The 25107-nt window shown below is 42.7% G+C and carries 31 protein-coding genes and 1 riboswitch; of the genes, 12 read left to right on the top strand and 19 right to left on the bottom strand.

Annotated features, from left to right (window positions below; genetic code table 11):
• Window positions 1-57: 57 nt before the first annotated feature.
• A riboswitch (cobalamin riboswitch) is annotated at window positions 58-241 on the bottom strand.
• Window positions 242-316: 75 nt separating this feature from the next.
• Together argS and D3873_RS02495 are read right to left on the bottom strand one after the other, a co-directional pair.
• A complete protein-coding gene (gene argS / locus D3873_RS02500) occupies window positions 317-1987 on the bottom strand; it encodes an arginine--tRNA ligase (RefSeq protein ID WP_119882539.1) in 1671 nt (556 codons plus the stop codon).
• Window positions 1984-2406, bottom strand: coding sequence for a YwiB family protein (locus D3873_RS02495; RefSeq protein ID WP_119882538.1), 423 nt, complete (start codon window positions 2404-2406; stop codon window positions 1984-1986). Before D3873_RS02495 ends, argS begins: the two co-directional genes overlap by 4 nt.
• 127 nt (window positions 2407-2533) lie before the next feature.
• On the opposite strand from D3873_RS02495, the gene D3873_RS02490 reads away from it, so the two are divergent.
• Entirely contained in the window at window positions 2534-3622 is a 1089-nt protein-coding gene (locus D3873_RS02490) for a diguanylate cyclase (protein ID WP_119882537.1), read from the top strand.
• A gap of 126 nt (window positions 3623-3748) precedes the next feature.
• Here the strand turns inward: D3873_RS02490 and D3873_RS02485 are convergent, their stop codons facing one another.
• The 3 genes from D3873_RS02485 to speE all read right to left on the bottom strand — a co-directional run bounded on the left by D3873_RS02485 (window position 3749) and on the right by speE (window position 6336).
• Window positions 3749-4159: a DUF2231 domain-containing protein gene (locus D3873_RS02485; RefSeq protein ID WP_119882536.1), complete on the bottom strand. Its 411-nt coding sequence runs from the start codon at window positions 4157-4159 to the stop codon at window positions 3749-3751.
• A gap of 467 nt (window positions 4160-4626) precedes the next feature.
• Window positions 4627-5499 carry an agmatinase gene (gene speB / locus D3873_RS02480; protein WP_119884454.1) on the bottom strand — a complete coding sequence of 291 codons (873 nt, stop codon included), beginning with the start codon at window positions 5497-5499 and terminating at the stop codon, window positions 4627-4629.
• A gap of 3 nt (window positions 5500-5502) precedes the next feature.
• Window positions 5503-6336, bottom strand: a complete 834-nt coding sequence (gene speE / locus D3873_RS02475) for a spermidine synthase (protein WP_119882535.1) — start codon at window positions 6334-6336, stop codon at window positions 5503-5505.
• A gap of 129 nt (window positions 6337-6465) precedes the next feature.
• On the opposite strand from speE, the gene D3873_RS02470 reads away from it, so the two are divergent.
• The gene (locus D3873_RS02470; RefSeq protein WP_119882534.1) at window positions 6466-8526 is read left to right on the top strand and encodes a transglycosylase domain-containing protein; all 2061 of its coding nucleotides are present in this window, start codon (window positions 6466-6468) and stop codon (window positions 8524-8526) included.
• Window positions 8527-8708: 182 nt separating this feature from the next.
• Here D3873_RS02470 and D3873_RS02465 read toward each other — a convergent pair whose 3' ends face one another.
• Window positions 8709-9221, bottom strand: coding sequence for a YwhD family protein (locus D3873_RS02465; RefSeq protein ID WP_119882533.1), 513 nt, complete (start codon window positions 9219-9221; stop codon window positions 8709-8711).
• Between the two features lie 67 nt (window positions 9222-9288).
• Between D3873_RS02465 and D3873_RS02460 the strand changes: the two genes are divergently transcribed.
• Window positions 9289-9474: a 2-hydroxymuconate tautomerase gene (locus D3873_RS02460; protein WP_119882532.1), complete on the top strand. Its 186-nt coding sequence runs from the start codon at window positions 9289-9291 to the stop codon at window positions 9472-9474.
• Entirely contained in the window at window positions 9474-9674 is a 201-nt protein-coding gene (locus D3873_RS02455) for a histidine kinase (RefSeq protein WP_119882531.1), read from the top strand. Before D3873_RS02460 ends, D3873_RS02455 begins: the two co-directional genes overlap by 1 nt.
• A 160-nt stretch (window positions 9675-9834) precedes the next feature.
• On the opposite strand, the gene D3873_RS02450 is transcribed toward D3873_RS02455, so the two are convergent.
• The 4 genes from D3873_RS02450 to D3873_RS02435 all read right to left on the bottom strand — a co-directional run bounded on the left by D3873_RS02450 (window position 9835) and on the right by D3873_RS02435 (window position 13575).
• Complete coding sequence (locus D3873_RS02450; RefSeq protein WP_119882530.1) at window positions 9835-11064, bottom strand: IS110 family RNA-guided transposase; 1230 nt, start codon at window positions 11062-11064, stop codon at window positions 9835-9837.
• A 405-nt stretch (window positions 11065-11469) separates the two neighbouring features.
• On the bottom strand, window positions 11470-11859 hold the full coding sequence (locus D3873_RS02445; protein WP_119882529.1) for an NUDIX domain-containing protein: 390 nt from the start codon (window positions 11857-11859) through the stop codon (window positions 11470-11472).
• Window positions 11860-12029: 170 nt separating this feature from the next.
• Window positions 12030-13337: an HD domain-containing protein gene (locus D3873_RS02440; protein ID WP_119882528.1), complete on the bottom strand. Its 1308-nt coding sequence runs from the start codon at window positions 13335-13337 to the stop codon at window positions 12030-12032.
• A gap of 16 nt (window positions 13338-13353) precedes the next feature.
• A complete protein-coding gene (locus D3873_RS02435) occupies window positions 13354-13575 on the bottom strand; it encodes a YuzB family protein (protein ID WP_119882527.1) in 222 nt (73 codons plus the stop codon).
• 115 nt (window positions 13576-13690) lie between these two features.
• On the opposite strand from D3873_RS02435, the gene D3873_RS02430 reads away from it, so the two are divergent.
• Window positions 13691-14284 (top strand): RsfA family transcriptional regulator, encoded by a 594-nt coding sequence (locus tag D3873_RS02430; RefSeq protein ID WP_119882526.1) that lies wholly within the window; start codon window positions 13691-13693, stop codon window positions 14282-14284.
• 155 nt (window positions 14285-14439) lie between these two features.
• Here the strand turns inward: D3873_RS02430 and D3873_RS02425 are convergent, their stop codons facing one another.
• Entirely contained in the window at window positions 14440-15270 is an 831-nt protein-coding gene (locus D3873_RS02425) for a lipoate--protein ligase family protein (protein WP_119882525.1), read from the bottom strand.
• Window positions 15267-16238: a phosphate acetyltransferase gene (gene pta / locus D3873_RS02420; protein ID WP_119882524.1), complete on the bottom strand. Its 972-nt coding sequence runs from the start codon at window positions 16236-16238 to the stop codon at window positions 15267-15269. The genes D3873_RS02425 and pta overlap by 4 nt, the downstream gene beginning before the upstream one ends.
• Window positions 16239-16347: 109 nt before the next feature.
• Here pta and hemQ point away from each other — a divergent pair, with 109 nt between their 5' ends.
• The 3 genes from hemQ to gerQ all read left to right on the top strand — a co-directional run bounded on the left by hemQ (window position 16348) and on the right by gerQ (window position 18128).
• Entirely contained in the window at window positions 16348-17097 is a 750-nt protein-coding gene (gene hemQ / locus D3873_RS02415) for a hydrogen peroxide-dependent heme synthase (RefSeq protein ID WP_119882523.1), read from the top strand.
• A gap of 314 nt (window positions 17098-17411) precedes the next feature.
• Complete coding sequence (locus tag D3873_RS02410; protein WP_420798991.1) at window positions 17412-17780, top strand: cell wall hydrolase; 369 nt, start codon at window positions 17412-17414, stop codon at window positions 17778-17780.
• A 9-nt stretch (window positions 17781-17789) separates the two neighbouring features.
• Entirely contained in the window at window positions 17790-18128 is a 339-nt protein-coding gene (gene gerQ, locus D3873_RS02405) for a spore coat protein GerQ (RefSeq protein WP_119882521.1), read from the top strand.
• Here the strand turns inward: gerQ and D3873_RS02400 are convergent.
• The 5 genes from D3873_RS02400 to D3873_RS02380 all read right to left on the bottom strand — a co-directional run bounded on the left by D3873_RS02400 (window position 18125) and on the right by D3873_RS02380 (window position 20340).
• Complete coding sequence (locus D3873_RS02400) at window positions 18125-18505, bottom strand: DUF423 domain-containing protein (protein ID WP_119882520.1); 381 nt, start codon at window positions 18503-18505, stop codon at window positions 18125-18127. The genes gerQ and D3873_RS02400 overlap by 4 nt on opposite strands.
• An 18-nt stretch (window positions 18506-18523) precedes the next feature.
• Window positions 18524-18808, bottom strand: a complete 285-nt coding sequence (locus D3873_RS02395; RefSeq protein ID WP_119882519.1) for a YwdI family protein — start codon at window positions 18806-18808, stop codon at window positions 18524-18526.
• Window positions 18805-18987, bottom strand: coding sequence for a uracil-DNA glycosylase (locus D3873_RS02390; protein WP_119882518.1), 183 nt, complete (start codon window positions 18985-18987; stop codon window positions 18805-18807). The genes D3873_RS02395 and D3873_RS02390 overlap by 4 nt, the downstream gene beginning before the upstream one ends.
• A gap of 73 nt (window positions 18988-19060) precedes the next feature.
• A complete protein-coding gene (locus tag D3873_RS02385; RefSeq protein WP_119882517.1) occupies window positions 19061-19741 on the bottom strand; it encodes a uracil-DNA glycosylase in 681 nt (226 codons plus the stop codon).
• A complete protein-coding gene (locus D3873_RS02380; protein WP_119882516.1) occupies window positions 19738-20340 on the bottom strand; it encodes a DUF4230 domain-containing protein in 603 nt (200 codons plus the stop codon). Before D3873_RS02380 ends, D3873_RS02385 begins: the two co-directional genes overlap by 4 nt.
• Before the next feature lie 112 nt (window positions 20341-20452).
• On the opposite strand from D3873_RS02380, the gene D3873_RS02375 reads away from it, so the two are divergent.
• Together D3873_RS02375 and pdxK are read left to right on the top strand one after the other, a co-directional pair.
• Window positions 20453-20722 (top strand): hypothetical protein, encoded by a 270-nt coding sequence (locus tag D3873_RS02375; protein ID WP_119882515.1) that lies wholly within the window; start codon window positions 20453-20455, stop codon window positions 20720-20722.
• A 67-nt stretch (window positions 20723-20789) separates the two neighbouring features.
• Window positions 20790-21623 (top strand): pyridoxine/pyridoxal/pyridoxamine kinase, encoded by an 834-nt coding sequence (pdxK, locus tag D3873_RS02370; RefSeq protein WP_119882514.1) that lies wholly within the window; start codon window positions 20790-20792, stop codon window positions 21621-21623.
• 250 nt (window positions 21624-21873) lie between these two features.
• Here pdxK and D3873_RS02365 read toward each other — a convergent pair whose 3' ends face one another.
• Entirely contained in the window at window positions 21874-22902 is a 1029-nt protein-coding gene (locus tag D3873_RS02365; protein WP_119882513.1) for an ABC transporter permease, read from the bottom strand.
• The gene (locus D3873_RS02360; RefSeq protein ID WP_119882512.1) at window positions 22902-23789 is read right to left on the bottom strand and encodes an ABC transporter permease subunit; all 888 of its coding nucleotides are present in this window, start codon (window positions 23787-23789) and stop codon (window positions 22902-22904) included. Before D3873_RS02360 ends, D3873_RS02365 begins: the two co-directional genes overlap by 1 nt.
• A 160-nt stretch (window positions 23790-23949) precedes the next feature.
• On the opposite strand from D3873_RS02360, the gene D3873_RS02355 reads away from it, so the two are divergent.
• Both D3873_RS02355 and bshB2 read left to right on the top strand, forming a co-directional pair.
• Window positions 23950-24300, top strand: a complete 351-nt coding sequence (locus tag D3873_RS02355) for a YojF family protein (protein WP_119882511.1) — start codon at window positions 23950-23952, stop codon at window positions 24298-24300.
• 12 nt (window positions 24301-24312) lie between these two features.
• Window positions 24313-25008 carry a bacillithiol biosynthesis deacetylase BshB2 gene (gene bshB2 / locus D3873_RS02350; RefSeq protein ID WP_119882510.1) on the top strand — a complete coding sequence of 232 codons (696 nt, stop codon included), beginning with the start codon at window positions 24313-24315 and terminating at the stop codon, window positions 25006-25008.
• The last annotated feature ends 99 nt before the right edge of the window (window positions 25009-25107 follow it).

Below are 25107 nucleotides of genomic sequence, written 5' to 3'. Positions count from 1 at the left end.
TAGGGTCAAATAGGCATGATACATCCTGATTGGCACCTGACCTATCCTCGTAGGTTTGCGGGTGTAACGCACGTGGCAGGTCTCCTGGCTTATGATCGACAAACCTTTGCGTCTTCCCGACAGTGTCAGTGACGTATTGCAAGGTTCTCCCATTTACAGTGGCGGGACCGCGCCGGAATTGAACCGACTTCCCTTTTAACTCTAGGATTGAACTAGAGCACCAACGTGTTGCATATGTAGTTACTGTTTAAGTATAAAAAAGGAACGTCCCGACCGCTATAGGCAAAAAGTACCTAGTAACAATCGAGACGTTCGCTTACATTTTTTCTGGTGCGGAAACGCCCACTAAACGAAGTGCGTTCGCAATAGTCGTTTTTGTTGACGTGATGAGTGCAAGACGTGCTTCACTCAAGTCTTTGTTCGTCGCATCCAACACTTTTTCAGCATTATAGAAACTATGGAATGCGGATGCTAGTTCTTGAATATACGTCGTAATTCGATGTGGTGAACGGAATTTCGCAGCATCTGCGACGATTTTCGGGAAGTCTCCCATTTTTTTCAATAAATCGAGTTCTTTTTCTGCGGTTAATAAATCCAAATGCTCAAGCGACGCTTTCATTCCCTGTTCTTCTGCAGAACGTAGAATCGACGCAATACGCGCGTGCGCATATTGTGCGTAGAACACTGGGTTTTCATTCGATTGTGAAACAGCTAAATCTAAGTCAAAATCCATATGAGAATCGCCAGAACGCATTGCGAAGAAATAACGAACCGCATCTAACCCTACTTCATCCACTAATTCACGAAGAGTGACTGCTTTACCAGTACGTTTACTCATTTTCATTTTTTCGCCGTCTTTATAAAGCTGCACCATTTGAATAATGGACACTTCTAACGTGTCTTTGCCATATCCTAACGCCTCAATTGCCGCTTTCATACGCGGGATATAGCCGTGATGATCTGCGCCCCAAATGTTGATCAACTTCTCAAAGCCGCGACTAATTTTGTCTTCATGGTACGCGATATCCGGCGTTAAGTACGTAAACAATCCGTCGTTTTTAATTAACACACGGTCTTTATCGTCTCCAAAAGTGGTGGAACGGAACCATGTCGCTCCATCCTCTTCATACACATGCCCGTTTTCCCGTAATTTGTTTAACGCGATGTCAATTTTTCCATTCTCATAAAGTGACGTTTCGGAGAACCAATGATCAAATGGCACGCGATATGCTTCTAAATCTGTTTGAAGTTTCGCTAACTCGACTTTCAACCCGTACGAACGGAAAAACTCAAACTGCTCATCTTCTGACAAAGCGAGTAGCGCGTCTCCTTTTTCATCGACTAACTTCGCAGCGATATCTTTAATATCTTGCCCGTGATAGCCATCTTCTGGCATTGCAACGTCTTGCCCAAGAGCTTGTTTGTATCGTGCTGCTAATGACCATGCAAGATTGTTGATTTGATTCCCAGCATCATTTATATAGTACTCCCGAGAAACGTCGTATCCCGCGAAATCGAGTACGTTACACAACGCATCACCAACTGCTGCTCCACGTGCATGTCCTAAATGTAGATCCCCTGTAGGATTAGCTGAAACAAATTCCACTTGAATTTTTTGGCCATTACCAGAATCGCTTCGACCGTATTCCGCGCCTTGTGCATCAATTGTTTCCACAACTTTTGCTAAGTAATCTTTTTTCAATATAATGTTCAGAAAACCTGGTCCGGCAATCGTCACGGACTCGATTTCAGTGGAGGAAGTATCCAAATTTTCTATGATCGCTTCAGCAATTTGACGAGGGGCTTTTTTTGCAAGCTTCGTCAGTTGCATGGCAATGTTCGTTGCATAATCGCCATTTGTTTTATCTCGTGGTGTTTCTAAATGAATAGCGGGTGTCGACTCTGCATCTTCTAAAAGACCCGCTTTCGTAATCGCCATCTGAAAGGCTTCTTTAATGGCTTGTTGCACTTGCTCTACTGCATTCATATTGTTTCCTCCGTATACGTAAATTCAAGCGTATAAAACCCGACATGCTGTCCGCCAACGATTAAGTCGTACGAAATATCAATTTCTCCACCATGTTCCGTGTCTCGTTGCTCTAATTGTTTTGTTTTCGTCTTCACCATGAGCGTCCCGTATTCACTTTCATACGAACCCGTTTGTTCAGCACCCTTCGTAAAAGCTAGGCGCATATTCACCCCACCACTTCGCAAAATAAGGGCTTCTGATTGTTTTATTTTCAACGTCGTTTTAATTGCTTTTTCGTCTTGAATTTCTTCATATTGTAAATACAAACTGTCGCCTCGTCGTCGGCTTGTTCCTCTCGACCAAAGTTCATACATTTCTGGCTGTTCTCCAGATTGCTGAATAACCGTTTTAAGTTTTACTTTGACAGCCGTTTCCATGTAAGTCCCTCGTTCCGATTTTTAGTATCCCTTAACTTTCTTATTTTTTGGGTAAAAAATCAAGTGTCATCTTCATGAATAGGTATGATATACTAGTAGAACAATTTTGTTTCGGAGGAAAATGGTCATGTTACTCGACTTACTCATTAACTTTAGCATACTATTCACATTTGCCGTATTGTCTTACTGGCCGTTTCAAGCAACATCTCGTGTCCACATTCCTTACCCTAAACTCCATCCGGTGTTGATCGGCATATTAGCCGGCATAACTGGACTTATATTAATGCAAACAGGCGTACGAATTTCAGACTCCATGTTTGTCGATTCGCGCCATGTCATGATTGTAATTAGCGGCATTCTTGGTGGTCCAATTGCTCCGATCGTCAGTGGCATTATTATTGGGATTTCCAGAATGGGTATGCAAGACATGTCTCATGTGTCGATGTTAGCCGGATACAATGCAATGACAATGGGGTTAGTCATTGGTTTTGTCAGCATGAAATACCGCATGACATTTCGAAATGCGCCTTATTATTTTGCGTATGCCACCGTTCAAACCGCTGGCCTCATTGCATACTTGAGTCTTGAATTATCGCTGACATTTGTCTATGTTCTGTACTTTGTTATCTTTAGTGTCATTTCTTTTTTCGTTCTCCTTGCAGTGCTTGATGAACTTCAAAATCATTTCACGAAAATGCGAGAGTTTGAAAAACTTTCGGAGACAGATTATTTAACTGGATTATATAATAACCGGAAATTTTCCCAGCTCATTGAACAATCGAAAGAATTGCATGATACGTTCTCTCTTTTGACGATCGACATCGACCACTTCAAACGTGTCAATGATGCGTACGGACATTCCGCAGGGGATGAAATTTTAAAAGAACTAGCAAATCGAATCCAGCCGCTTATTAATCGCTATGACGGAATTATTGCACGAAATGGTGGGGAAGAACTCGTTGTTTTCCTACCCGATGCACCAGGTTCTGTCGGACTGGATGTAGCAGAGAAGGTTCGTTCTCGAATAGCTAGATCACCGTATCACATCGAAAACGAACGAGATATCAACATCACCGTTTCCATTGGTGTCTCTACCTATCCTGACAATGGCAACTCGATTCAAGAACTTTATCAATGTGCCGATTGCGCGCTACTCGAAGCGAAACACCTTGGACGTAACCGGGTCGTGCACTATGTGAATAAAAGAAGCGTTTAGTCTATTCCTGCTTATGCGAACGATACAACTAATAGCACAGAAAAATCCGGACGATTTCTTCTCTAACACAATGAGGAGGCTCGTCCGGATTTTATTTTCATTTTAAAAAAATTTTTAGTGTTCCGCTTAACTTTCGTATACGATTCTACCACCGTAATGGCCAGTAATCGCAAGCGTGATACTTCCTATAACCGCTAATACAACAACGATAATATAGATTGCTTTTTGGTATTTCGGAAAGAAATAGCTGAGTAATTTAAGTCCAGCTGCTCCTCCAAATAAAACAAGTGAAATGGCAGCTAATGTCTCATGCGTATGAATTAGCGAAAAGACATCTCTTCCCCATTTTTCTTCTGCGAATTCCTCTGCTCCGTCACCTGTCATATACGACACGATTCCAGAAAGGAATCCAACTACAAGCAATACTGTTCCGGTCGTGTTAAACGTTGACCGTTTCCATAACGCAAGCAGTTCAATTACAGTAGCAAGTAATAATAAGGCAATCGGAAAATGGACAATTAATGGGTGAAGCGGCATTCGACATCTCTCCTTTTTTTGTTAAAATAATCATACTCCTGAAAGAACGCATAGGCAAAATTGACGGACTTCAACACGAATTTACTAGTAGAGGATGACACACATTCGTCAAATTTAGTTCAGAAGAATTGTATGTCGAGTTATGTCTTTTGTTTGATTGGGCTTTCCAGTGGAACTTTTTGCAGAGGCAAAACGACCTTTTCGTCTCGATAGGTGGATTTCGGCGAACCGAGATTCGTACCACCTGATTTACGCTGATAGAATTGTCGTTTACTCTTATAGAAAGCGATTTGCGCTGACAGGGAGTTCCCCTGCGCTTATAGCGAAGCAAATCACGCTTATAAATGGCGTATATCCGCTAACAAACGATGATTTGCACTATATTTCGCGTAAGGATAATATTCTTTTGCCCTCTAATTTGTTCAATGAAAAAGCCGGTTCTCGAGTGCGAGAACCGGCTATTCTTCTTATTTTATCCAACCGAGAATCATTTCTCGTAGGAGTTTACTTGCTGTGTTTGCAGTTTGTTCACTTGTGTCATAAATAGGTGCGACTTCGACTAAATCAAAGCCAACAACGTTGACACCAGATGCCGCGATTGCATGAATAGAAGCTAGTAATTCACGTGATGTGATACCTCCACAATCGACAGTTCCTGTTCCTGGAGCATGCGCTGGATCGAGTACGTCGATATCAATCGTCACGTAAACCGGTCGTCCTTTGAGTGTTGGTAGCACTTTCTTCAACGGCTCTAGCACTTCAAACTTCGCGATTTGCATGCCATTTTCTTTTGCCCAGTCGAATTCTTCTTTCATACCAGAACGGATTCCAAACGAGTACACATTATTTGGTCCAATATGTTCGGCAATTTTGCGAATTGGCGTGGAATGAGAAAGCGGCTCGCCTTCGTATGATGTACGCAAATCCGTATGTGCGTCCATATGAATAATTGCTAAATCATCATATTTTGCTGACACGGCTTTCATCACAGGCCAAGATACAAGATGCTCTCCACCCATTCCAACTGGTACTTTTCCGTCCTGTAACAATTGGCGAATAAATCCTTCGATCAGATCCAACGATTTTTGCGCATTCCCAAATGGCAATGGAATATCCCCTGCATCAAAATACTTCACATCGTCTAGTTCGCGATCTAGATAAGGGCTATACTCTTCCAAACCAATAGATACTTCGCGAATACGTTGCGGACCGAAACGAGATCCCGGACGGTAGCTAACCGTCCAGTCCATTGGCATTCCGTAAATAACTGCTTGTGATTCATTGTAGTTTGGATGGCTTTTAATGAATACATTTCCAGAATAGGCTTCTTCAAATCGCATCATTTATTCCCCCGCAAGATCTTTCACAAATTTCGGAAGCACGAATGCTGCTTTGTGCAATTCTTTTGTGTAGTACTTCGTATCGATATCGTGGAAACGCGCATCCTCTACTGCAAGAGGATCGTATTTTTTTGAACCAAGTGTGAAACACCACATACCACTTGGATACGTTGGGATATTCGCAATATATAAACGTGTGATTGGGAAAATTTCTTTGACGTCTTTTTGCACCTGCTCGATTAAGTCCGCTTTAAACCACGGGTTATCAGACTGCGCAACAAAAATACCGTCTTCTTTTAACGCTTTGGAAATTCCTGCGTAAAATCCTTTTGTGAATAAATTCACTGCAGGTCCCACCGGTTCTGTCGAATCGACCATGATGACATCATACTCGTTTTCCGATTTCGCGATGTGCATGAATCCGTCTCCCACTTGTACATCCACTCGTGGATTTTCTAGTTCCGATGCAATAGATGGTAAATATTTTTTCGAGAACTCGATTACTTTTCCGTCAATATCGACAAGCGTCGCTTTTTTCACTTGTGGGTGCTTCATGATTTCACGAATAACGCCACCGTCTCCACCACCAACGACTAATACGTTTTCGGGATTTGGATGCGTAAATAACGGCACGTGTGCCACCATTTCATGGTAAACGAATTCGTCTTTTTCACTTGTCATGACCATGCCATCTAAAAACAGCATGTTCCCCCATTCTTCTGTTTCTGCCATTTCCAGTAATTGAAAATCAGTTTGTTCTGCGTGTAATGTTTTGTTCACTTTTATCGTAATACCAAAATTCTCGGTCTGCTTTTCTGTAAACCAAAATCCTGCCATGTAAGTTTCCTCCTTAAAATGCAAATACAGAAAAAGTATAGAGCTTTTCTGTAAAAGTGCAATACTTTTTCGTTTAGTATTCCCGTTCTACATCCATACTAACAAAAAGTAGGGAAAGGTGGCAGGAAAATGAACAGAGCGGAGTATCGTAAAAAAGCGAGGCGTGCTGAACTTTTTAAACGTTTTTTCCGGTTGTTTCTTGTTGCCCTTTCTGCTGCAGTTACCATGTTTGTCTTTTTGAGAATTTATGCACAGATGACTGGTGCTCCATCGTTAGCCGTTCCAAAAGCGACTGTCTTTTTAGATGAACATTCCCAACCGATTGGCGATAAATTTGCTGGTGAACGACGATATTGGATTTCGCTTCAAGAGATGTCGCCATATTTGGCAGACGCCATTGTTTCAGTGGAAGACCAGGAATTTTACTCCCATCATGGCTTTGATTTCACCCGTATCGCTGCTGCATTGCTAAAGGATGCGAAAGCAATGCGAAAAGTAGAAGGTGCCAGTACGATTACACAACAATATGCGCGTAATTTGTTTTTGACGCATGATAAAACATGGACGCGAAAAATAAAAGAAGCACTGTATGCCTACCGAATGGAAGTGTTTTATGACAAAGACACCATCCTCGAAGGTTACTTGAACACGGTTTACTTTGGTCACGGGATGTACGGTGTTGAGGCCGCGAGTAATTATTTTTTCGGGAAGTCTGCGCACGATTTGACCCTTGCAGAATCAGCAATGTTAGTCGGTATCCCGAAAGGTCCTTCTAGCTTTTCGCCGCTTGTGAATGAGAAAAAAGCGGTAAACCGCCAACAGCTCATTCTTCGCGAGATGGAAGAAGAGCACTTCATTACCAAAAAACAAAAAGAACGTGCTGCAACAGAAACACTCGTGTATAAAAATGACGAGTGGCAGGAGAAGCACGTGACTTCCCCGTTCTTTCTCGATGAGGCGTGGCGCGAAGCGGATACCATTCTTGCCAAGAGCGGGCGCCGCTTAGAGGAAGGTGGTTGGACGATTAAAACAACGATGAATACGTTTCATCAGCAAGTGGCAGAAGAAGTGGTGGAACAATACATGCCGGCAAATAAGCTAGAGGTTGCGTTCATCAGTATGAATCCTGCTTCTGGTGCGATTACCGCGATTGTCGGTGGAAAGTCGTACAAGGATAGTACGTTTAATCGGGCAACGATGGCGAAGCGTCAGCCGGGCTCGGCAATTAAACCGTTATTGTTCGGCGGTGCGCTAGAAGAAGGCTATACGCCGCTCACTTTTATGAAAAGTGAACATACGATTTTTACGTATGATGATGGGCGACGTGAGTATGAGCCGAAAAATGTGAATGGACAGTTTGCGAACCATCCGATTTCGCTCGCACAGGCACTGGCGATTTCCGACAATATTTATGCGGTGAAGACGATCGAAACGATTGGCTACAAGCCGTTAAAAAAGTGGGCAAAAAAATTAGGGGTGCATATGGCGATTCAAGATACGCCGTCAATGGCGCTCGGTACAGCGGAAGTGACGTTAAAAGAGTTAACGGCTGCGTATAATCAGTTGGCAAGTACAGGAATTGAGCGCAAGCCAACGACGATTCTCTCGATTAAAGACGCGGATGGGAATGTGGTATACGAAAAAGACCCGGCGAAATCGGATAAGCGCATTTTGCCAGAGAAAGAGACATTCGTGCTGACACATATGATGACAGGGATGTTCGATCCTGTATTTAACGATTACACGCCGTCGACAGGTTTAGCAATTCGGAGTAAACAAACGCGACCGTACGCGGGAAAATCTGGAACGACCAATTCAGATCAGTGGATGTTAGGATTTTCTCCTACGTTAACTGCAGGTGTTTGGAATGGCTATGACAGTGGGGAAACGTTAACACACGCGGCGGATAAGCTAGTGACGAAATCGATTTGGATCGATTTTATGGAGAAAGTGCATGCGGGACAAGCTGCTCGGCCTTTCATTCCTCCAAAAGGGGTAAAAGCGGCGGTGATTGATATTGAGACGGGTGGAATCGCTGTTTCGTCGTGTACAAAACAACGGTTGATGTATTTAAAAGAAGAGGATATTCCGAAACGATTATGTACAGATCCAGATGTATTAGAGGAAGGTCCGTTGAAGCAAACGAACGATTTGTTTCCTTTTTCGTGGTTTACAGGTGGGAAGGATTAAATTTGCCCAGAAATAAAAAAAGTCTAGAATCGGAAAACATGAGTGTACTAAGCTCATGTTTTTCCATTTTCTAGATGTCCTAGCTCACATTTTTGTCAGCTACGTTTAAGTTTACTTATTTTAAGGTGTCAATTCAACCAAGAAAAAAAGGTTAACGGAATCGTCACATTTGAGAAAGCTTATTATGCAAGATCTTCGTGTAGTTTCGAATCACTTCTCTCCCACATTTCTGGGTTGTGCGATTGTAGAAAATCACGAAGTACTTCTTTCGATGGGTCGTCCATTTGTTCGACGATAATTTGACGCTTCATCGATTTATCCATTTTGTTTACGTGGTCGGCAAGAATTTTATAGCCTCGACGCTTTTCTCGATTAATGACCATCTCACATGCAGTCACGCCTGCGTAGTAAGGACCTTCAGCTTTATGGTCGATAGTTACCCAAATAAGCCAGTACGGTTTTCCACCTTCTGAATCTTCTCGATTCGTCGTGAATTTAATCCCACGTTCTGTATCACTTCGTGCATGCATCGCACCAATTTCCACGCGTGCTATTTTTTCTTCCACATCTAAAATCACCGGTGAAACATGCTCAAGCGATAAGGAACCTACTCCATATCCACCGTGGCCATCCGTCGGGTCATCTTTAATAATCGTAAATCCTACTTTTTGTTTTGGTTTTTGTTCATTAGACATACGTAGTCGCCTCCGTTCTGTTATTATATCCAATAGAGACACGAATGGAAAACAAGGAGGACTAAAAATGCCATATGTAACCGTAAAAATGTTAGAAGGACGTACAGACGAACAGAAAAAAGCGTTAGTGGAAAAAGTAACAGAAGTCGTAGCAGAAACAACTGGTGCACCAACGGAGAAAGTAGTTGTCTTCATTGAGGACATGAAAAAAAACCATTATGCCGTTAATGGAAAGCTAGCGAGCGAAAACTAATGGAAACACGCACGAAAAAAAGCCGAATCGGCATTGCACTTGCTGTCGCCATCTCCGTTTTCTTTTTAGCGAACTGGTATGTCGGCGCAAATTACGCAGAAATTGTGGAAAGTTCTCGCTATCTTATCTCTTTAGGTGGTGGAATATTCGCTGGTATCATCACTTATTTTCTGTTCATGCCTGATCGACCGAAAGATTAACGCTAAGACTCCCCAGATGGACGGGGAGTTTTTCTTACGATTAGTCAATGATTTTCTTTAAACTCTTTCTTCGAATTGTTTCAATTTTGAACTTACAAAATGAAAGACATACTAAATAAACCTTCTGATTATCATTTTCAAAAGGACTTTGTGTATGTTATTATTTAGGTACTACGATATCGGGGGCTAATCCATAATCGTACAGTTTGTTTTGAGTTATTAAAAAATAAATAGTTTTTAAAAGTCTGTTCATGCAGGCGACAACGGCAACCTTATGACATTTGTTATTTGGTTGCTTTTTTAATTTGTAGTAGTAATCCACTACATGATTTGGTGAGAGTCGCTGTGATTTAATCATGTTTGAAATGACAATATAGAGCAAACGTCTCAAATGGGCGTTTCCACGTTTATTAATCTTATCTTTTGCGAGGAATTTCCCAGATTGATAACGCCGAATGTCTATTCCACAATAGGCATTCACTTGCTTGTGCGTAGTAAATCGTCGGATATCGCCTATTTCACCGATGATTCGTACTGCTGTATTGTCTCCAATCGACGGGATACTCTTCAGAATATGAAATTCTTCTAGTGGTTCAGACATGGATACCATCTGTTGAATACATGCATCTTTTTGATAAAGCAATTCTTGAAATCGCCTTGCATAGATACGAGCATGATCACAAGCAACGTCTGTTGCGTGAGCCGCAGGATAGGAATTATTTGCGACTTCTAACAATTGAATCGCTTTTTCTTCTGCTTTTTTGCTCGAAATTCTTTTCTCCGTGTTCGCAATCAATCGGTTTTTAATAACGGTCTTTGAATGCATGAGAAGAAAATCTGGATGAGGAAATAGTTGCACAACATTTAAGAATTGGCCCGATTTACTTGTAAAAACGGACTCGATTTCAGGAAAAGTTTCTTGAAGCGTTTTGTGTAAACGATTACGGACAACTGATAGCTCGTCCTCTAACTCATCATAATGTCTCGATAGCTGATTCAATTGATGATAGATGTCATGAGATTCTGTTTTCTGACGCCGTAGATTTGTAAAATGTGTGAGTGCCAACTGGTGGGCATCACCGCGATCTGTTTTATGCATACGCAATGAATCGCCCTGTAATTTCGCTTCTAAAGGATTTAGTAGACAATACGTAAAACCATGGTCTCGCATAAAACGCTCCACAGGTCTTGAATACACACCCGTTGCCTCAAAAACGATATGAGGCTGTTCACCATAACCGTCAGTTAAGTCATTGATGAGGACCGCAAGTTGATTAAACGACGGTCTGTTGTGAATTAGTTCCATTTCCTTCTCGCATTTCTTCAAAGCATTGTACAGTACAACGTAACTCTTTCCCATACTGACATCTAAAGCAATGACATGTTTCATATTCTCCCTCCATTCTAATATTGAAGCTCCACCCTTCCTTACCAAATCTCATTTCTTATACACGATCTCAAAGGATCCAACATACTTAAACCTGACTTAGATAAGGTAGGTGAAGGTAGCCGGTTTTTGTGACGGATTCAAGACCCTAAAACTCCCTCGGCTTAGACTTCACCTCTACTATAATTGAAAAATAGTAGCACAAACCAATGCCTTGGTTCGTGCTACTAATCTTAGTATGTTTTTGTTTTTATGGTGGCGATTCGGTTGTTGTTTGGCGGATTCGGTTGCGGAGTGCGTACTTTCGGTGATTGTTTGGTCTACTGTTCTTTCGTGCGACGTTGCACGGAGGATTAGTTGCGATTTGGCGACAAATCGCTTCACTCCGTGTCCGATAATGCACTATTATTACTTCATCATTTCTAGAATGTTCTCCACGTCTTCTGGATATAAATGAGTAAATTTTTCTAACTCTGAGATAGATTTCCATGCTATTTCTTCTATAAGTCCATCTGGATCATTTATACCCGTACTTCGGCCAATTTTCTCTACTTTAAAATATTGCACTTTCACGTCAAAATTCTTTATAACTGTTTCTTTAACCCACAATCTTTCTAAAATCTTCACGTCATATCCTGTTTCTTCTTTGACTTCTCGTAGACAACATTCCTCAGCAGATTCACCATTTTCGATTTCTCCGGAAGGAATGCTCCAATGTTCAGTATCGTATCCTTTAACCATTAATATTTCATTGTTTTTATTGAGACATATAGCAGCTGAACCACACCACGTCTTCATGCTAATTTCCCCTCTTCGCTATGTTATATGTAAAATGATACCATCTTTCATTCAACATATTACACGGGTCTTTATCAGATTTGTGTCCGGTTTTACTTGCTCAAAATCACTTTTATCATGTCGTCCAGATTTTCATTCAAAAAAACGATGGACTTTGCGTCCACCGCTTGTTAGTTGGTTGCATCAAGTTGTAGTAATGACCAGATTTTTTCGATGACTTCTTCGCCTCTCCTTGCCTCTAGAACTTCTTGCGGGAAGTACATTTTGGAGTCGGAGCGGCGTTTGCCGGAAATTGCATCCACGATGTCCGACTGGGAGGAAAGTTCTTTTAACGTGCCGTCTGTTTGTAATAATTGTATCGGTACACGTTCTCCTTCTTTGCCAGAACGATAATAGTCGTATGGTAAGTCTGAAGAGGAGTCCATGACTAAATAGTACGTCGGCTCAATGCCCGCTTCTTGGAATAATAAGCGCAAATCTGCATATTTTTGCTTATCTTTGTAAGGGTCATAGTCGACGTATTGGAACAGCTTTCGATGAATGAAGCGTCCGCTTAAATCCGATAATATGGCGTCTTTTTCTTTTGTCCATTCATGCAAATACATCATGACGATACCTTCGTCGAGATCAATGTATTCTCCCAATGAAAATGTTTGATTAAAGAAGTTTTCTAAATGTCTTGGAGCGTATTCGAATTGATATCCTGTCGCATATAAATCTTTTGCGCGGTGCAACGCTTTTGTCAAAATGGCTTCGGCGCTTCGAGATACAGGATGGAAATACACTTGCCAATACATTTGGTAGCGACTCATGATGTAGTGTTCCACCGCGTGCATCCCACTTTGTTTAATGACGACTTGGTTGTCTTTCGGCCGCATCACACGCAATATTCGTTCCATATCAAATTGACCGTAACTAACTCCGGTGTAGTACGCATCCCGCAACAAATAATCCATGCGATCCGCATCAATTTGACTGGAAATTAAACTGATAACTTGCTTATTCGGATATTTCTTTGCAATAACAGCCGCCACATCTTCCGCGAAATTCTCCCGTACACGACTCAAAATTGCATGTACTTCCGTATCCCCTGTTAAAATAGCTTGCGTAAATTGTTCGTGATCTAAGTCAAAAACATGTTCAAATGCATGCGAAAATGGACCATGCCCTAAATCATGTAACAACGCTGCACACAATACGAGTAGTCGCTCCGATTCATCCCATTCCGGACGACCTTGAAAGCCGTTTTCAATAATTCGGCGCACCACTTCATACACGCCTAAGGAATGATTAAAACGACTATGTTCCGCTCCGTGGAATACGAGATTCGTCGTGCCAAGTTGCTTTATTCGCCTTAGTCGTTGAAATTCTTTCGCATTAATCAAATCCCAAATTACTTGATCGGTCACGTGAATGTAACGATGAACTGGATCTTTAAATACTTTTTCTTCGGTAAGTTTCTGTTTGCTATATGTCACTGAATCGCCTTCTCTCTTATTTCAGCTTCAATTTCACTTTTTCTAGCAATTCCTCTTCCGTTAGCGCCGCAAGTGGGCGATCATTCACAAATGTAAACGTCTTTTTTCTCCCAGGACCGCAGTACGACTGGCATGCAATCGATACTTCCGCTTCCGGGTCTAATGATTTTAGTTTCGGGATCAGCGTTTTTAAGTTAACTGCCTGACACTCATCACAAACGCGAAATTCGTTCGCCATTTGATCCCACTCCTTCTAGTGTTCTACCAGTCATTTTACCGCACGTTTGAATAAAACAAAAGGACTCTGGTAATGCTACTACTAGGAGAAGAATTCATACTAGGAGGGAAAATACATGGGAAAGCTTCGACAAGATGCTTGGTCAGAAGATCAAGACCAATTATTAGCAGAAACCGTATTACGACATGTGCGAGAAGGCAGTACGCAATTACTAGCTTTTGAGGAAGCAGGAGATGTGCTCGAACGAACATCAGCTGCATGTGGATTTCGTTGGAATGCTGCGGTGCGAAAAGATTACGAGAAAGAATTAGTAGAAGCAAAACGAGATCGAAAACAAAAAATCCGCGTGATCGAGAAATCGATTCAACGTAAATCGGACACGCCAAAGGGACTTCACCTATCACAGCTCTCACTCGACACGGTCATCGGCTATTTATTGCAACTTCAACAAGGCAACGCTGACGGAGACCGAGTACGATTAGAATTTTTATTAAAAGCGTCACGTGAGAGAATCAATGCACTTGAAGAAAAAATCGAGTTACTGCAAAAAGAAAATGACACCATTCGAGAAGACTATGAGCAATTCGTCAGTATCATGAACCGTGCACGAAAACTCGTCGCATTTAATGACAACGACGAGACCATCGCTCCTATCTTCACGATGGAACGAAACGGAAATCTCCTACTAAAAGAACCGCCGATCAGTTGATTGGCGGTTCTTCTTATGAGTATGCGATGTTGAAAATTGACGCAATCGAAAGTTAATTGACGAAACACAAGAGTTAGTTGACGCAACACTATAGTTAGTTGACGCATCCGAAAGTTAATTGACACATCCGAAAGTTAGTTAACCCAACCAACGCATCATTTCGCGAGCATTTTTTTGTTCCGCTCATGCACGCGTGTTAAGTAATACAAATAGCGATCCATTTCACTATCGCGTAGCGACTGCAAATGAACATCCGCAAACGTCCGGTTCATCCATCGTTGCAAGTCTACGACAACTTCGCTGACTGTCACCGCTTCCCCTGTTATTTCACAAAGCGACGCCATTACTTCTGGCACAATCACTGGATACACAAACTTTGTCGTCTCTCCTTGCAGACCTCGCGTGTAAAACTCTCGAATCAGTTCAGCACGCGCGCTGCCACTTCCTTCCACGCACAAATAGATTTGCACTGCGATGCCGTGGCGCATACGTCGTTGCGATATGCCAGCAAATTTTTTCCCATCGACACTCAAATCATACGTTCCTGGGCAATACGATCCGACAATTTCACGCGCTTCGATACGGTCTGCAAGTGTCGGGAAAAGCTCTCGCACGCGCGACACCATCATTTCGTAAGCGGCAGGTATGTCAATGGCCGCATCCCGTTCTGAAAACACGAGCGACACATTGAGTACCCCGCTGTCCAACACGACAGCCAAGCCTCCTGAATTTCGGACAATCACATCGAACCCTTGCCCGCGCAACCAGTCTATCGCATCCGTAACATGAGGTAAACGGTGATCCTGAATCCCCAGAACAATGGTGCGATCATGCACCCACGTGCGAACAGTTGGCAGAGATGTTTCATTCCCAACCGCCTCACACAACAAATCATCGGCCGCAAACGATTCGAGCGCCGACTTATTTTTCGCGCTGATGGACTGATCCCAAAAGCGCCACATTTTCTCGTTGTTCAACTCACTCATCCTTCAACTTGTGCCGCGGTCAGAAGCGCCAAATGGTACACGTCGTCCGCCGAGCATCCTCTCGATAAATCGTTCACGGGCTTATTTAACCCCTGCAAAATCGGGCCGACTGCTTCAAAACCCGCCAAACGCTGCACTAGTTTGTAGCTGATATTTCCTGCCTCAAGCGACGGAAACACAAACACATTCGCTGCGCCCGCAACGATCGAATCGGGCGCTTTTTGCTTCGCGACAGCAGGTACGAACGCCGCATCAAACTGCAATTCTCCGTCAAATGGAGTCGACTTGTCCATCTCCCGCGCTTTCGTTGTCGCACTTGCGACTTTTTGCGTTTCGTCCGAATCTGCCGAGCCTTTTGTGGAGAATGAAAGAAGGGCTACCTTCGGATTGATGCCAAATGCGCGCGCTGTCGCCGCGCTCAACACGGCGATTTCTGCCAAACCATCGTCCGTAGGAGCAATCGTGATGGCACAATCAGCGAAGATATATCGTTCCTCCCCGCGCACCATGATGAAGGCCCCACTTGTTTTCTGAATGCCTGGCTTCGTTTTAATCAGCTGAAGAGCGGGCCGAACGGTATCTGCGGTGGTGTGGACGGCTCCACTTACGAGGCCGTCCGCTTCGCCTGTCGCTACCATCATCGTGCCAAAATAGTTCACTTGTTGCAGCAATTCTTTCGCCTGTTCAAGCGTTGTTTTGCCACGACGTATGCGAACTATTTCGTTGGCAAAGGTCTCGATTTTCTCGGAAGTATTTGGGTCTATTATGTGAACAGTGTCTAAGCTGTGTCCATTCGACTCCGCGAGTTCGCGAATACGTTTTTCATTGCCAAGAACGATCGGACGAATGATGCCTTCTTGTGCGAGTCTTACTGCCGCTTCTAGGATGCGGATTTCTTCCCCTTCTGGAAAAACGATGGTGCGATTTTTGCCGCGAATCGCCTCTTTGACTTCGGTAAAAAATGTCATGCGAAGACGTCCCTTCTTTATAGAAATAGATGCCTACAGTTTACACGTTTGACAGGCGGTATGCTACACTTATGAAGGAATGATTTACTATTAAGGAGTGACCTATACAATGAATGAAGCAGCACAAACATTAGATGGTTGGTATGCGTTACATGATTTCCGCTCGATGGACTGGCCTGCATGGAAAGCATTGTCGGAAGAAGAGCGCACTGCCGCGACGAATGAATTTCTTGCCTATTTAGAGGAAATGGACGCGGTTCACGCAGCAGGAACTGGCACGCACGCGTTTTACACAATTATTGGTCAGAAAGCAGATTTCATGTTGATGGTATTACGCCCAACAATGGATGAGCTACAAAAATTGGAAGCTCGATTCAACAAATTGACGATTGCAGCTTTCACGATTCCTACGTATTCTTACGTATCTGTCGTCGAGTTATCGAACTACTTGGCTGGTGAATCAAATGAAGACCCGTATCAAAATCCACATGTTCGTGCGCGTCTGTATCCAGAATTGCCACGCTCGCAATACGTTTGTTTCTACCCAATGGACAAACGTCGTGAAGGAAACGATAACTGGTACATGTTAAACATGGATGACCGCAAAGCGATGATGCGAAGCCACGGCATGATTGGTCGCGGATATGCTGGGAAAGTAAAACAAATTATTACTGGTTCTGTTGGTTTCGATGATTATGAGTGGGGTGTGACGTTGTTCTCAGACGACGTACTTCAATTTAAAAAATTAGTATACGAAATGCGCTTTGACGAAGTAAGTGCTCGCTACGGGGAGTTCGGTCAATTCTTTGTTGGAACGCTATTAGATGGCGATACACGCCGCGAATTCTTCGCAGTGTAATCGTCCATACAGCCCTTCTGTGCTCCACGCGCAGAAGGGTTTTTCTATGCGGAAAAATGCCTTCGTAGCAGGCGATACTTTTCTCGCATGGTTTGTTTATTTTTGATAGTTGCACGATAGAATCCAAAAGTTGCACGATAGAATCCAAAAGTTGCACGATAGAACCCCATAGTTGCACGATAGAAATCCAAATAATCATGACAACTCTTGAAGTCATATTTTCGGATTTCGACTCATAATCTGAGGTCAGAGGAGGTTCGCTAATCGCCGCTATTCAATCAACGGAAAAAGGTGTAGAGCTTCTTGCCCGTTTAATGCGAGCAGAAGCAGAAGGAGAAGGTACGCTTGGAATGTTGATGGTTGGGAATGTTGGGGTGAATCGTGTGTTGTCTAATTGCTTAGATTTTAAAGGCATTCGCTCGATTAATGACATGGTGTATCAGTCTCCTGGGGGATTTGAAGCGACAACAAAGTCGTATTTTTACCAGCGAGCGAGGGAGCAAGATAAGAAGCTTGCGAGGCGTGTCATTAAGGGGGAACGTTTTCACCCTGCCACAAGATCATTATGGTTTTTCATGCCGAGTGGAGAGTGTCCCGCAACGTGGTATGACCAAGTGAACACAGGACGTTATAAATCACACTGCTTCTTTTCTCCAACTGCTGCGGACTGTCCACGAGTTTAAACGGAAAGGATGAACACTATCGTACATTATTATTGGAATCCCGCTCAAACGTATGCCCCTCAAATTCCGGTAACCCCTCCGTCTAGTGGAGGAAGACCGTCCACTCCTCCACCTGGAGAAGAGTCGTATATTGAGAATATTTTACGGTTGAATAAAGGGAAAATCGCGACTATCTATTTAACATTTGAGAACAATACCGAATGGAATGCAAAAATCGTCAAAGGTGTCATCGAAGCAGCGGGACGCGACCATGTCATCGTGAGTGAACCGAAGACTGGCAAACGTTATTTAATCCCGTTAATCTACTTAGATTACGTCACCTTTGACGAAGAAATTAATTACTTTTAGTTTGTGTGTTTTACTACTGCAACAATGAGCATCACCCAGCCAGCAAGGAATGCCACACCGCCAATTGGTGTGATCGCTCCAAGTACGCCAATACCTGTTAAGCTCAACACGTAAAGGGATCCAGAGAAAATAATGATTCCCGCGAGCAATAAATAGCCTGCCCAATTTAGCGAACTAACTGGTCCGAGTAAGCTCGTGCTCAGTAAAACGCCAATTACTAACAGTGCTACGGCATGAAACATTTGATATTGAACAGCTGTTTCCCAAATGGCTAAATATTTTTCCGATAATTTTTCTTTTAATGCATGTGCCCCAAATGCGCCTAAAGCGACGGCTAAAAAGGCATTTACTGCTCCTGCGATGATAAAAAATGGCATCTTCTTGTTCCTACTTTCTTAAAAATCAAATAGTGATTCGCCGTTTGCATCTTCTTCTGCAAGCGGTTTTTCTGTTGGTTGCATGACTTGCGATTGACTGTGTAATGAAACCGGCTCACTTTGCTGCAAGCTCGTTTGTACGGAAACGCTCCGAGCATTGTTAGCCTCCGCCTTGCTGTTCAAGCCTACGTCACATACTGCTCGTATAGCAGCAAGCGATTCTCTAATTTCCGCTTCCGTTGCCGCTGATTTTGCGCCCGCAAGTTGGTGTTCAATTTGAGCGATAAATGCGGAATAAGTCATTTTGACGTTCCTCCTGTCGCTTGTTTTGGTGTGAATTTTGCACATTCCATGCCAGAGGCACGACGAACGACTGCAGAAGGGAGTTCTTTTGTTTTGAATCCAAATGCCTTACACCCGCGCGGATTACGTTGGTCCCACGTGATGAAAAAATGCTGACACTCAAAACAATTGATACGCATCGTTATCCCTCCCATTTCCTCTCTTACTTTACCACGTTTTATAAGCGGGCGAAAATATAGTCAGCGGGACTTGTCATTGCTTCGTGCAAAAGGTAATCGGCTTTTTTCCGATACGGACAAGCTCGGCGTTAATCGCCGAATATGGTTTACTTCCAAAAAACCCTCGATACGCACTTAGTGGACTCGGATGTGCCCCTTCGATGATGACATTTTTCGCGGGATCGATGAGCCGTTTCTTTTTACGCGCAAAATTTCCCCACAATACAAAAACAACCGGGTCTTCCCTTTCGGAGAGATGCGTAATAACGGCGTCTGTTAAGACTTCCCACCCGCGATTGGCATGCGAATGCGCTTGTCCTTCGCGCACCGTTAAAACCGTGTTCAACAGGAGCACTCCTTGGTCCGCCCATGCTCCTAAGTCTCCCGTGGACGGAGCGCAACCTATGTCCTCCCGCATTTCTTTGTACATATTTCGCAAGCTCGGGGGGAGTGTTTCATTCCCCGCAACCGAAAAACTCAAGCCGTGTGCTTGTCCTGCCCCGTGGTAAGGATCTTGCCCGAGGATGACGACGGACGTTTTTTGGAATGAAGTGCGGCGGAAGCAAGCGAATATGTCCTCTCGCTCAGGGTAGATAGTATGTGTCGAATATTCTTCGTCTACGAACTGGTTGAGTTGATGCCAATACGGTTTCGACCATTCGTTTTGCAGTACGTCGTGCCAGTCGTTGCCGATGAGTGCGTCTTCAAGTGTCATTCTTCTTCAAAGACCACCTTTACATTGTAGTCAACAAGTCGAAACATGCTTTGGATCGATTTCTCCGCATTTTCTTCTGCGAGTTCTAAAATACCTTGAGAAGTAGCTTCTTCCATAATAATTTGTTCCGCTTCTTCCGCTAAGTCAAACGCTTCATCGAGATCCGCTTTTTCTCGAAAAATCTCTTCGTGGGAAAAGATTTGTCGTTTGTCGAAGTCGAGAGATGGTTTCCCAAGAAATTCTGCTTTTGGTAATGTTAAGGTCGCTTCCTTTTTTTCATCATTTAGCGTGATATCTCCTTCATTCACATTGGTGAGATCAATCCCCGCTCGCACCGTTCCTGGAATCACGAATAATAATTGTCGCTTTGTACCCGGCAATTCATTCCCAAAGAAACTTTTCGTGTCTTCCCGCTTAATAACCGCCTTTGAAAAAACCTCAACAGTCGATAACTCGTTTAATCCTTTGATTTGTTCAATAAAGACCGACTTACTTTCAGTCATTTGACTATCTATTTTAAATTCACGTAAGACAAGTGGCACAAAAATAGCGACTGCAAGGAGAAATCCTACGATTCCCCATCCGATTTTTTTCGACATAGTACCCTCCCTTTCGAGCAATTTCTACTTTAAGTATACGTTCAGATTAGTAGAAAGTTTCGCGTTGTACAAGTCCAGTGCGTTTGGTATTGTACGAGATAGAGGTGGGAAAATGGCAGATTGGGAAAAACAAGCGAAGTTACGAAAGCTGCAAGAAGCAAAAATGGAGGAACTACCCGTGTCGGACCGAGCGAAATCGCTAGGTACTGGGTGCTTTTTGATAGGACTTTTGATCGCCGCGGTCTTTTTTGGCATGTTAGCAGTAGGCTTACTCGTGCAACATGTATGGCTTGGAGGGATTTTGTTAAGTATTTTTTCTGTCGGGCTTCTATGGATTGTATGGAATCTTTGGCGTGCGAAAGGCAACGATCAGTTTGAATAAGTTGTAATTTAACACCATTTTGATACGATTAAAAATAGAGATTGTTCGCATAGAAAGGAAGATTTTTATGACATTGAAAAAGACATTAACAATCGCTGGATCTGACACATCTGGTGGCGCAGGAATACAAGCAGATTTAAAAACATTCCAAGAACATGGCACTTACGGCATGAATGCGTTAACAGTTATCGTGACGATGGATCCGGATAAGGGCTGGAGTCACGGTGTGCATCCACTACCTGTTGAAACGTTAATTCCTCAAATGAAAACAGCATTTTCCACAGGAATCGATGCCTTGAAAACTGGGATGCTTCCAACGGTAGAAATCATCGAAGCAGCTGCAAAAGGGATTCAAGAATCAGGCGTCAAGAATGTCGTCATTGACCCAGTACTTGTATGTAAAGGAGAAGACGAAGCACTATTCCCTGAAAACATTGATGCAATGGTCAAGCATTTATTGCCAGTAGCACTCGTCGTCACACCGAACTTATTTGAAGCTGGCCAATTATCAGGTGTTGGAAACTTACGAACTGTTGACGACATGAAAGAAGCTGCAAAAAAATTACATGAACGCGGTGCAAAGTATGTTGTGATTAAAGGCGGAAAACAGCTCGCACACGAAAAAGCTGCAGACCTTTTTTACGATGGCAATGAATTCTTACTGCTCGAAGCAGAAAAATCAGATACAACTTACAACCACGGAGCAGGATGTACGTTTGCAGCAGCAATTACAGCGAACTTAGCAAACGGACTAGACGTTCGTGAAGCAGTCGTTGAAGCGAAGAAATTTGTCTCCGCTGCGATCGAACACGGATGGAAATTAAACCAATACGTTGGACCAGTCATGCATGGTGCGAAAAACAAATTCGGCGCACCTGATGTGAGCGTTACAACGATTTAGTAAATAGACTATCTTCGAAGAAGCATTCTTTGGAGATAGTCTTTTTTTAGGGACCGTATGGGTGCGTTTAGGTGGTTGTTTTGTCGAATTCGGTTGTTGCTCGTGGAATGCGGTGATTGTTTTGTCAGATTCGGTTGTTGCTTGCGGAATGTGGAATCGCTTCCAAGTGCGATTTTATTCCGACACTTCCATTGCGAGAATGAATTCATCACAACACAAAAAGCCCCTCCCGTTGCCGGAAGGGGTTCAATTATTTCTCTTTTTGTAACAGTTGTAGTTTTTCTTTAAATTGCTCTTGATTCCACTGGACGGTTTCTTCATTCACAAAAGCGGTCGATTTGCGACGTTTTGGAATTTTCACATTGCCATTAACGTGTCGAGTGTATCCTTCAATCATAGCAGCAACTGCGGTGATAACGAGCGCAAACGCTATTGCTGGTCCTAGCGGTAGCCAAGGAGCTCCTTGTAAATAGCGGAAGTTCCCTCCAAATAAACCTGCCCATTCGTATGCAATCGATTTTGGTGGATCGCCAAATAATGGATCATAACTAACGTCGGTTCCCCCGAGGTACAATTGTAGTAGCCCTAGATGCCCGAACACAATTAGTGTTTCAACAAGCTGTTGCCCGTATAGCACGAATATTTTTTCTCTCATTTGAGGGAATAAATGCTTCCTAATAATTCGTCTTCTCGATGCTCCAAGTGTCCGTGCAGCTAGAATGTATTCATTGTGGTAATACAAATTGGCTTCATTCCCAATGAGTGAGGCTACAATTGGTGCCGTTATAATTGCCATAATAATTACTTGATAAACGATTCGTTCAAATTGAGTAGTGGAAAAGCCTTCCATTGGTTCCCACAATATCGGATAGAGCATGAGATAGGCAAAGATCGTCATAGGTACATAATGAAACGGATCAATAAGTCCGTTAATCCAAGCGCGTTGTTTTTGTAAATACGTCCCTAGGATAAAGCCAATAGGAACAGCAATCAGCATTCTGAGAAGCGCAACTGCCATTGCAGCTAATATTGTATATTTTGCGCCAAGCATAATTTTCGCAAACTGATCGTACCCGAATTGATCTGTTCCAAGTAGATGAACAGGATCACTTATTCGAGGTGAAATCGGTGGTCCTTCTACTGCTCTGCCATTTTCTTCGATGAAAAATGTTTGTTTCGGCTCATTACCATACATCGCTTCAAAAACGAAGCTTCCGAGTAAGAAAAAGAGGATGATGAGAAAGCCGACAACAAAAAATGGTTGTTTAAAGATTTTCATTACCCTCGTGCCCCCCCTCTATTGATTCGGCGAATGAAGTACCATTCCCCAAAACTATATAAAAAGAAGACTGGTAAAAAGAAACTAAGAATCGTGACAAAAAATAATTCACTGCTTAATCGTTCCGACAAGAAATACATGATACCGGGAATATTAAACATGAGTTCAAGTACAAATAAGTTGGAAAGCATAAACCACATTGTTTTCTTCGATTGAAAGAATACGCTTATAATCGCGTTGCGGAAGACGTGACGAAGTAGCACGAATGTTTTCGTGAATCCAAGTGAACGCGCTAACTCCACGTACATCGCGCGCTCTTCCGCTTCGAATGTTAACATACTTAAGCGATACAGCTGAATAGTCGGAAGGATCATTAAACATAAAATAGGTAACCAATAAATTCGCTCATCTCCGAGTACGGCTATTTTGGAAACAAGGTGCCCAGTTTGTTTATAAATAAGCACGACGGTTATTTGGGCTAATAAAATGATCAAAATATCCGGCAATGACTCGAAGAAATAGGACACAATTTTTACGCGAGATCGTGCTTTCTCCGACAATAACATCGTTCCAATTGTTGCGGTTAATGCGACAATGATCGAAAAAATCATCGCTAAAAATAATAATTGAAGTGAATACTCGATATATTCATAAATCTTCGGGAAAAAAGGAATTTGCACAATTCCTTGTCTTCCTAAAAACACTTCCACATAAAAATCTTGTATTGGAAAAACGCGTTCAATGACACTTTTTAGTGTGTCTATGTATTCTTGCCAAGCAAATTCCCCTCTTTGAGAACCTCTAATTAACACATTCATGCCACTAACTAATAAGATAGCGACCAGTGCAACGACGAGCTGAATCAGCCATTTTACGAAACCCCTCATCTCTCTCTCCCCCTGGTGTTCTAAAATTCTGATAACTTATTCTACCATAACAATGTTTCATTAGACGGAAGAATTAGGAAAAAGTTTCAAAGCAGATAAACGGAAATTTGTCCGTTCTTTCATTATACTGAAAGATAGAAGTTTTAAAGGAGGAGTCAACATGGAATTAGTAGATGTCACGACATTGCAAACACATTTATCGTCTTTTGAGAATGAAGCTGTTTACATACATTTAGAAACAACAAACGGAGCATATGCCTCCCATTTTAATGAAAATGTATTTAACTCGGGAGCTTTCGTTCGAAATGTTCAAATAACGTACGAGCTCGCAAAAGTAGTGGGAGAATCTCCACACCGCGTTGGACTGAAAATGACGCATGGTTGGGTGTACGCACAAGGAATTACTCATTTTGAAATGGACAATGAAGGACGCCTACTGATGGCAGGTCACGATCAATCTGGAAAGCTTGCGGTTGCGCTTCAAATTAGTCGCACGCCGTTTTCGTATTAGGAGGTAATATACATGACAATTCAATCAGAACGACACGTATTAGTAGTTTTTCCACATCCTGATGATGAAGCATTTGGTGTTTCGGGTACGATTTCCCATTTTAGACAAGAAGGCACGCCGGTGACATATGCATGCTTAACATTAGGTGAAATGGGTAGGAATTTAGGAAATCCGCCATTTGCGACAAGAGAATCCCTTCCTGAAATTCGAAAAAAGGAATTACAGGCTTCTGCTAAAGCTATGGGATTAGACGATCTTCGTATGATGGGACTTCGCGATAAAACCGTCGAATTTGAGGACGATGAAGAAATGGTTCAAATGATGACGACATTAATTGATGAGACGAATCCATCACTTGTCATTACGTTTTATCCAAATTACGCGGTCCACCCGGATCATGAAGCGACTGCAAGAGCGGTTGTTCGTGCAATTCGTCGTATGGACGCAGCGGACCGTCCAAAATTATATGCGGTTGCTTTCGCCAATAACACGGTAGACAATTTAGGAGAACCGGATGTCATTCATGACATTCAACATATGCGTGACGCGAAAATGGGCGCAATGCGTGCCCACATTTCTCAAACAGCATGGATGTTAGAAGAAATGGATAAACGACTAGCTGAAGGTGAACCAGAAGCAGAAAACTGGTTTACGTATGAACGTTTTTATACGTATAAATGGAATCAAGATTTTGAGGAATCGTTTTAATTATTCCGTTGTTCGAAGGTTTCTAGACAATTTCCCCCTCTTCCCATTATGATAAGATGGTGTCATTTTGATGAATAAATATTCATATTGAGGGGGAGT

Source organism: Paenisporosarcina cavernae (assembly GCF_003595195.1).
Taxonomy (GTDB): domain Bacteria; phylum Bacillota; class Bacilli; order Bacillales_A; family Planococcaceae; genus Paenisporosarcina; species Paenisporosarcina cavernae.
The sequence above is the reverse complement of the archived record's forward strand: the minus strand, read 5'-3'. Positions and strand labels throughout refer to the sequence as shown.

Coding starts and splice junctions, on each gene's coding strand:
- argS (WP_119882539.1), bottom strand. CDS start 1,987: ATGAATGCAGTAGAGCAAGTGCAACAAGCCATTAAAGAAGCCTTTCAG.
- D3873_RS02495 (WP_119882538.1), bottom strand. CDS start 2,406: ATGGAAACGGCTGTCAAAGTAAAACTTAAAACGGTTATTCAGCAATCT.
- D3873_RS02490 (WP_119882537.1), top strand. CDS start 2,534: ATGTTACTCGACTTACTCATTAACTTTAGCATACTATTCACATTTGCC.
- D3873_RS02485 (WP_119882536.1), bottom strand. CDS start 4,159: ATGCCGCTTCACCCATTAATTGTCCATTTTCCGATTGCCTTATTATTA.
- speB (WP_119884454.1), bottom strand. CDS start 5,499: ATGCGATTTGAAGAAGCCTATTCTGGAAATGTATTCATTAAAAGCCAT.
- speE (WP_119882535.1), bottom strand. CDS start 6,336: ATGGCAGGATTTTGGTTTACAGAAAAGCAGACCGAGAATTTTGGTATT.
- D3873_RS02470 (WP_119882534.1), top strand. CDS start 6,466: ATGAACAGAGCGGAGTATCGTAAAAAAGCGAGGCGTGCTGAACTTTTT.
- D3873_RS02465 (WP_119882533.1), bottom strand. CDS start 9,221: ATGTCTAATGAACAAAAACCAAAACAAAAAGTAGGATTTACGATTATT.
- D3873_RS02460 (WP_119882532.1), top strand. CDS start 9,289: ATGCCATATGTAACCGTAAAAATGTTAGAAGGACGTACAGACGAACAG.
- D3873_RS02455 (WP_119882531.1), top strand. CDS start 9,474: ATGGAAACACGCACGAAAAAAAGCCGAATCGGCATTGCACTTGCTGTC.
- D3873_RS02450 (WP_119882530.1), bottom strand. CDS start 11,064: ATGAAACATGTCATTGCTTTAGATGTCAGTATGGGAAAGAGTTACGTT.
- D3873_RS02445 (WP_119882529.1), bottom strand. CDS start 11,859: ATGAAGACGTGGTGTGGTTCAGCTGCTATATGTCTCAATAAAAACAAT.
- D3873_RS02435 (WP_119882527.1), bottom strand. CDS start 13,575: ATGGCGAACGAATTTCGCGTTTGTGATGAGTGTCAGGCAGTTAACTTA.
- D3873_RS02430 (WP_119882526.1), top strand. CDS start 13,691: ATGGGAAAGCTTCGACAAGATGCTTGGTCAGAAGATCAAGACCAATTA.
- D3873_RS02425 (WP_119882525.1), bottom strand. CDS start 15,270: ATGAGTGAGTTGAACAACGAGAAAATGTGGCGCTTTTGGGATCAGTCC.
- pta (WP_119882524.1), bottom strand. CDS start 16,238: ATGACATTTTTTACCGAAGTCAAAGAGGCGATTCGCGGCAAAAATCGC.
- hemQ (WP_119882523.1), top strand. CDS start 16,348: ATGAATGAAGCAGCACAAACATTAGATGGTTGGTATGCGTTACATGAT.
- D3873_RS02410 (WP_420798991.1), top strand. CDS start 17,412: ATGCGAGCAGAAGCAGAAGGAGAAGGTACGCTTGGAATGTTGATGGTT.
- gerQ (WP_119882521.1), top strand. CDS start 17,790: ATGAACACTATCGTACATTATTATTGGAATCCCGCTCAAACGTATGCC.
- D3873_RS02400 (WP_119882520.1), bottom strand. CDS start 18,505: ATGCCATTTTTTATCATCGCAGGAGCAGTAAATGCCTTTTTAGCCGTC.
- D3873_RS02395 (WP_119882519.1), bottom strand. CDS start 18,808: ATGACTTATTCCGCATTTATCGCTCAAATTGAACACCAACTTGCGGGC.
- D3873_RS02390 (WP_119882518.1), bottom strand. CDS start 18,987: ATGCGTATCAATTGTTTTGAGTGTCAGCATTTTTTCATCACGTGGGAC.
- D3873_RS02385 (WP_119882517.1), bottom strand. CDS start 19,741: ATGACACTTGAAGACGCACTCATCGGCAACGACTGGCACGACGTACTG.
- D3873_RS02380 (WP_119882516.1), bottom strand. CDS start 20,340: ATGTCGAAAAAAATCGGATGGGGAATCGTAGGATTTCTCCTTGCAGTC.
- D3873_RS02375 (WP_119882515.1), top strand. CDS start 20,453: ATGGCAGATTGGGAAAAACAAGCGAAGTTACGAAAGCTGCAAGAAGCA.
- pdxK (WP_119882514.1), top strand. CDS start 20,790: ATGACATTGAAAAAGACATTAACAATCGCTGGATCTGACACATCTGGT.
- D3873_RS02365 (WP_119882513.1), bottom strand. CDS start 22,902: ATGAAAATCTTTAAACAACCATTTTTTGTTGTCGGCTTTCTCATCATC.
- D3873_RS02360 (WP_119882512.1), bottom strand. CDS start 23,789: ATGAGGGGTTTCGTAAAATGGCTGATTCAGCTCGTCGTTGCACTGGTC.
- D3873_RS02355 (WP_119882511.1), top strand. CDS start 23,950: ATGGAATTAGTAGATGTCACGACATTGCAAACACATTTATCGTCTTTT.
- bshB2 (WP_119882510.1), top strand. CDS start 24,313: ATGACAATTCAATCAGAACGACACGTATTAGTAGTTTTTCCACATCCT.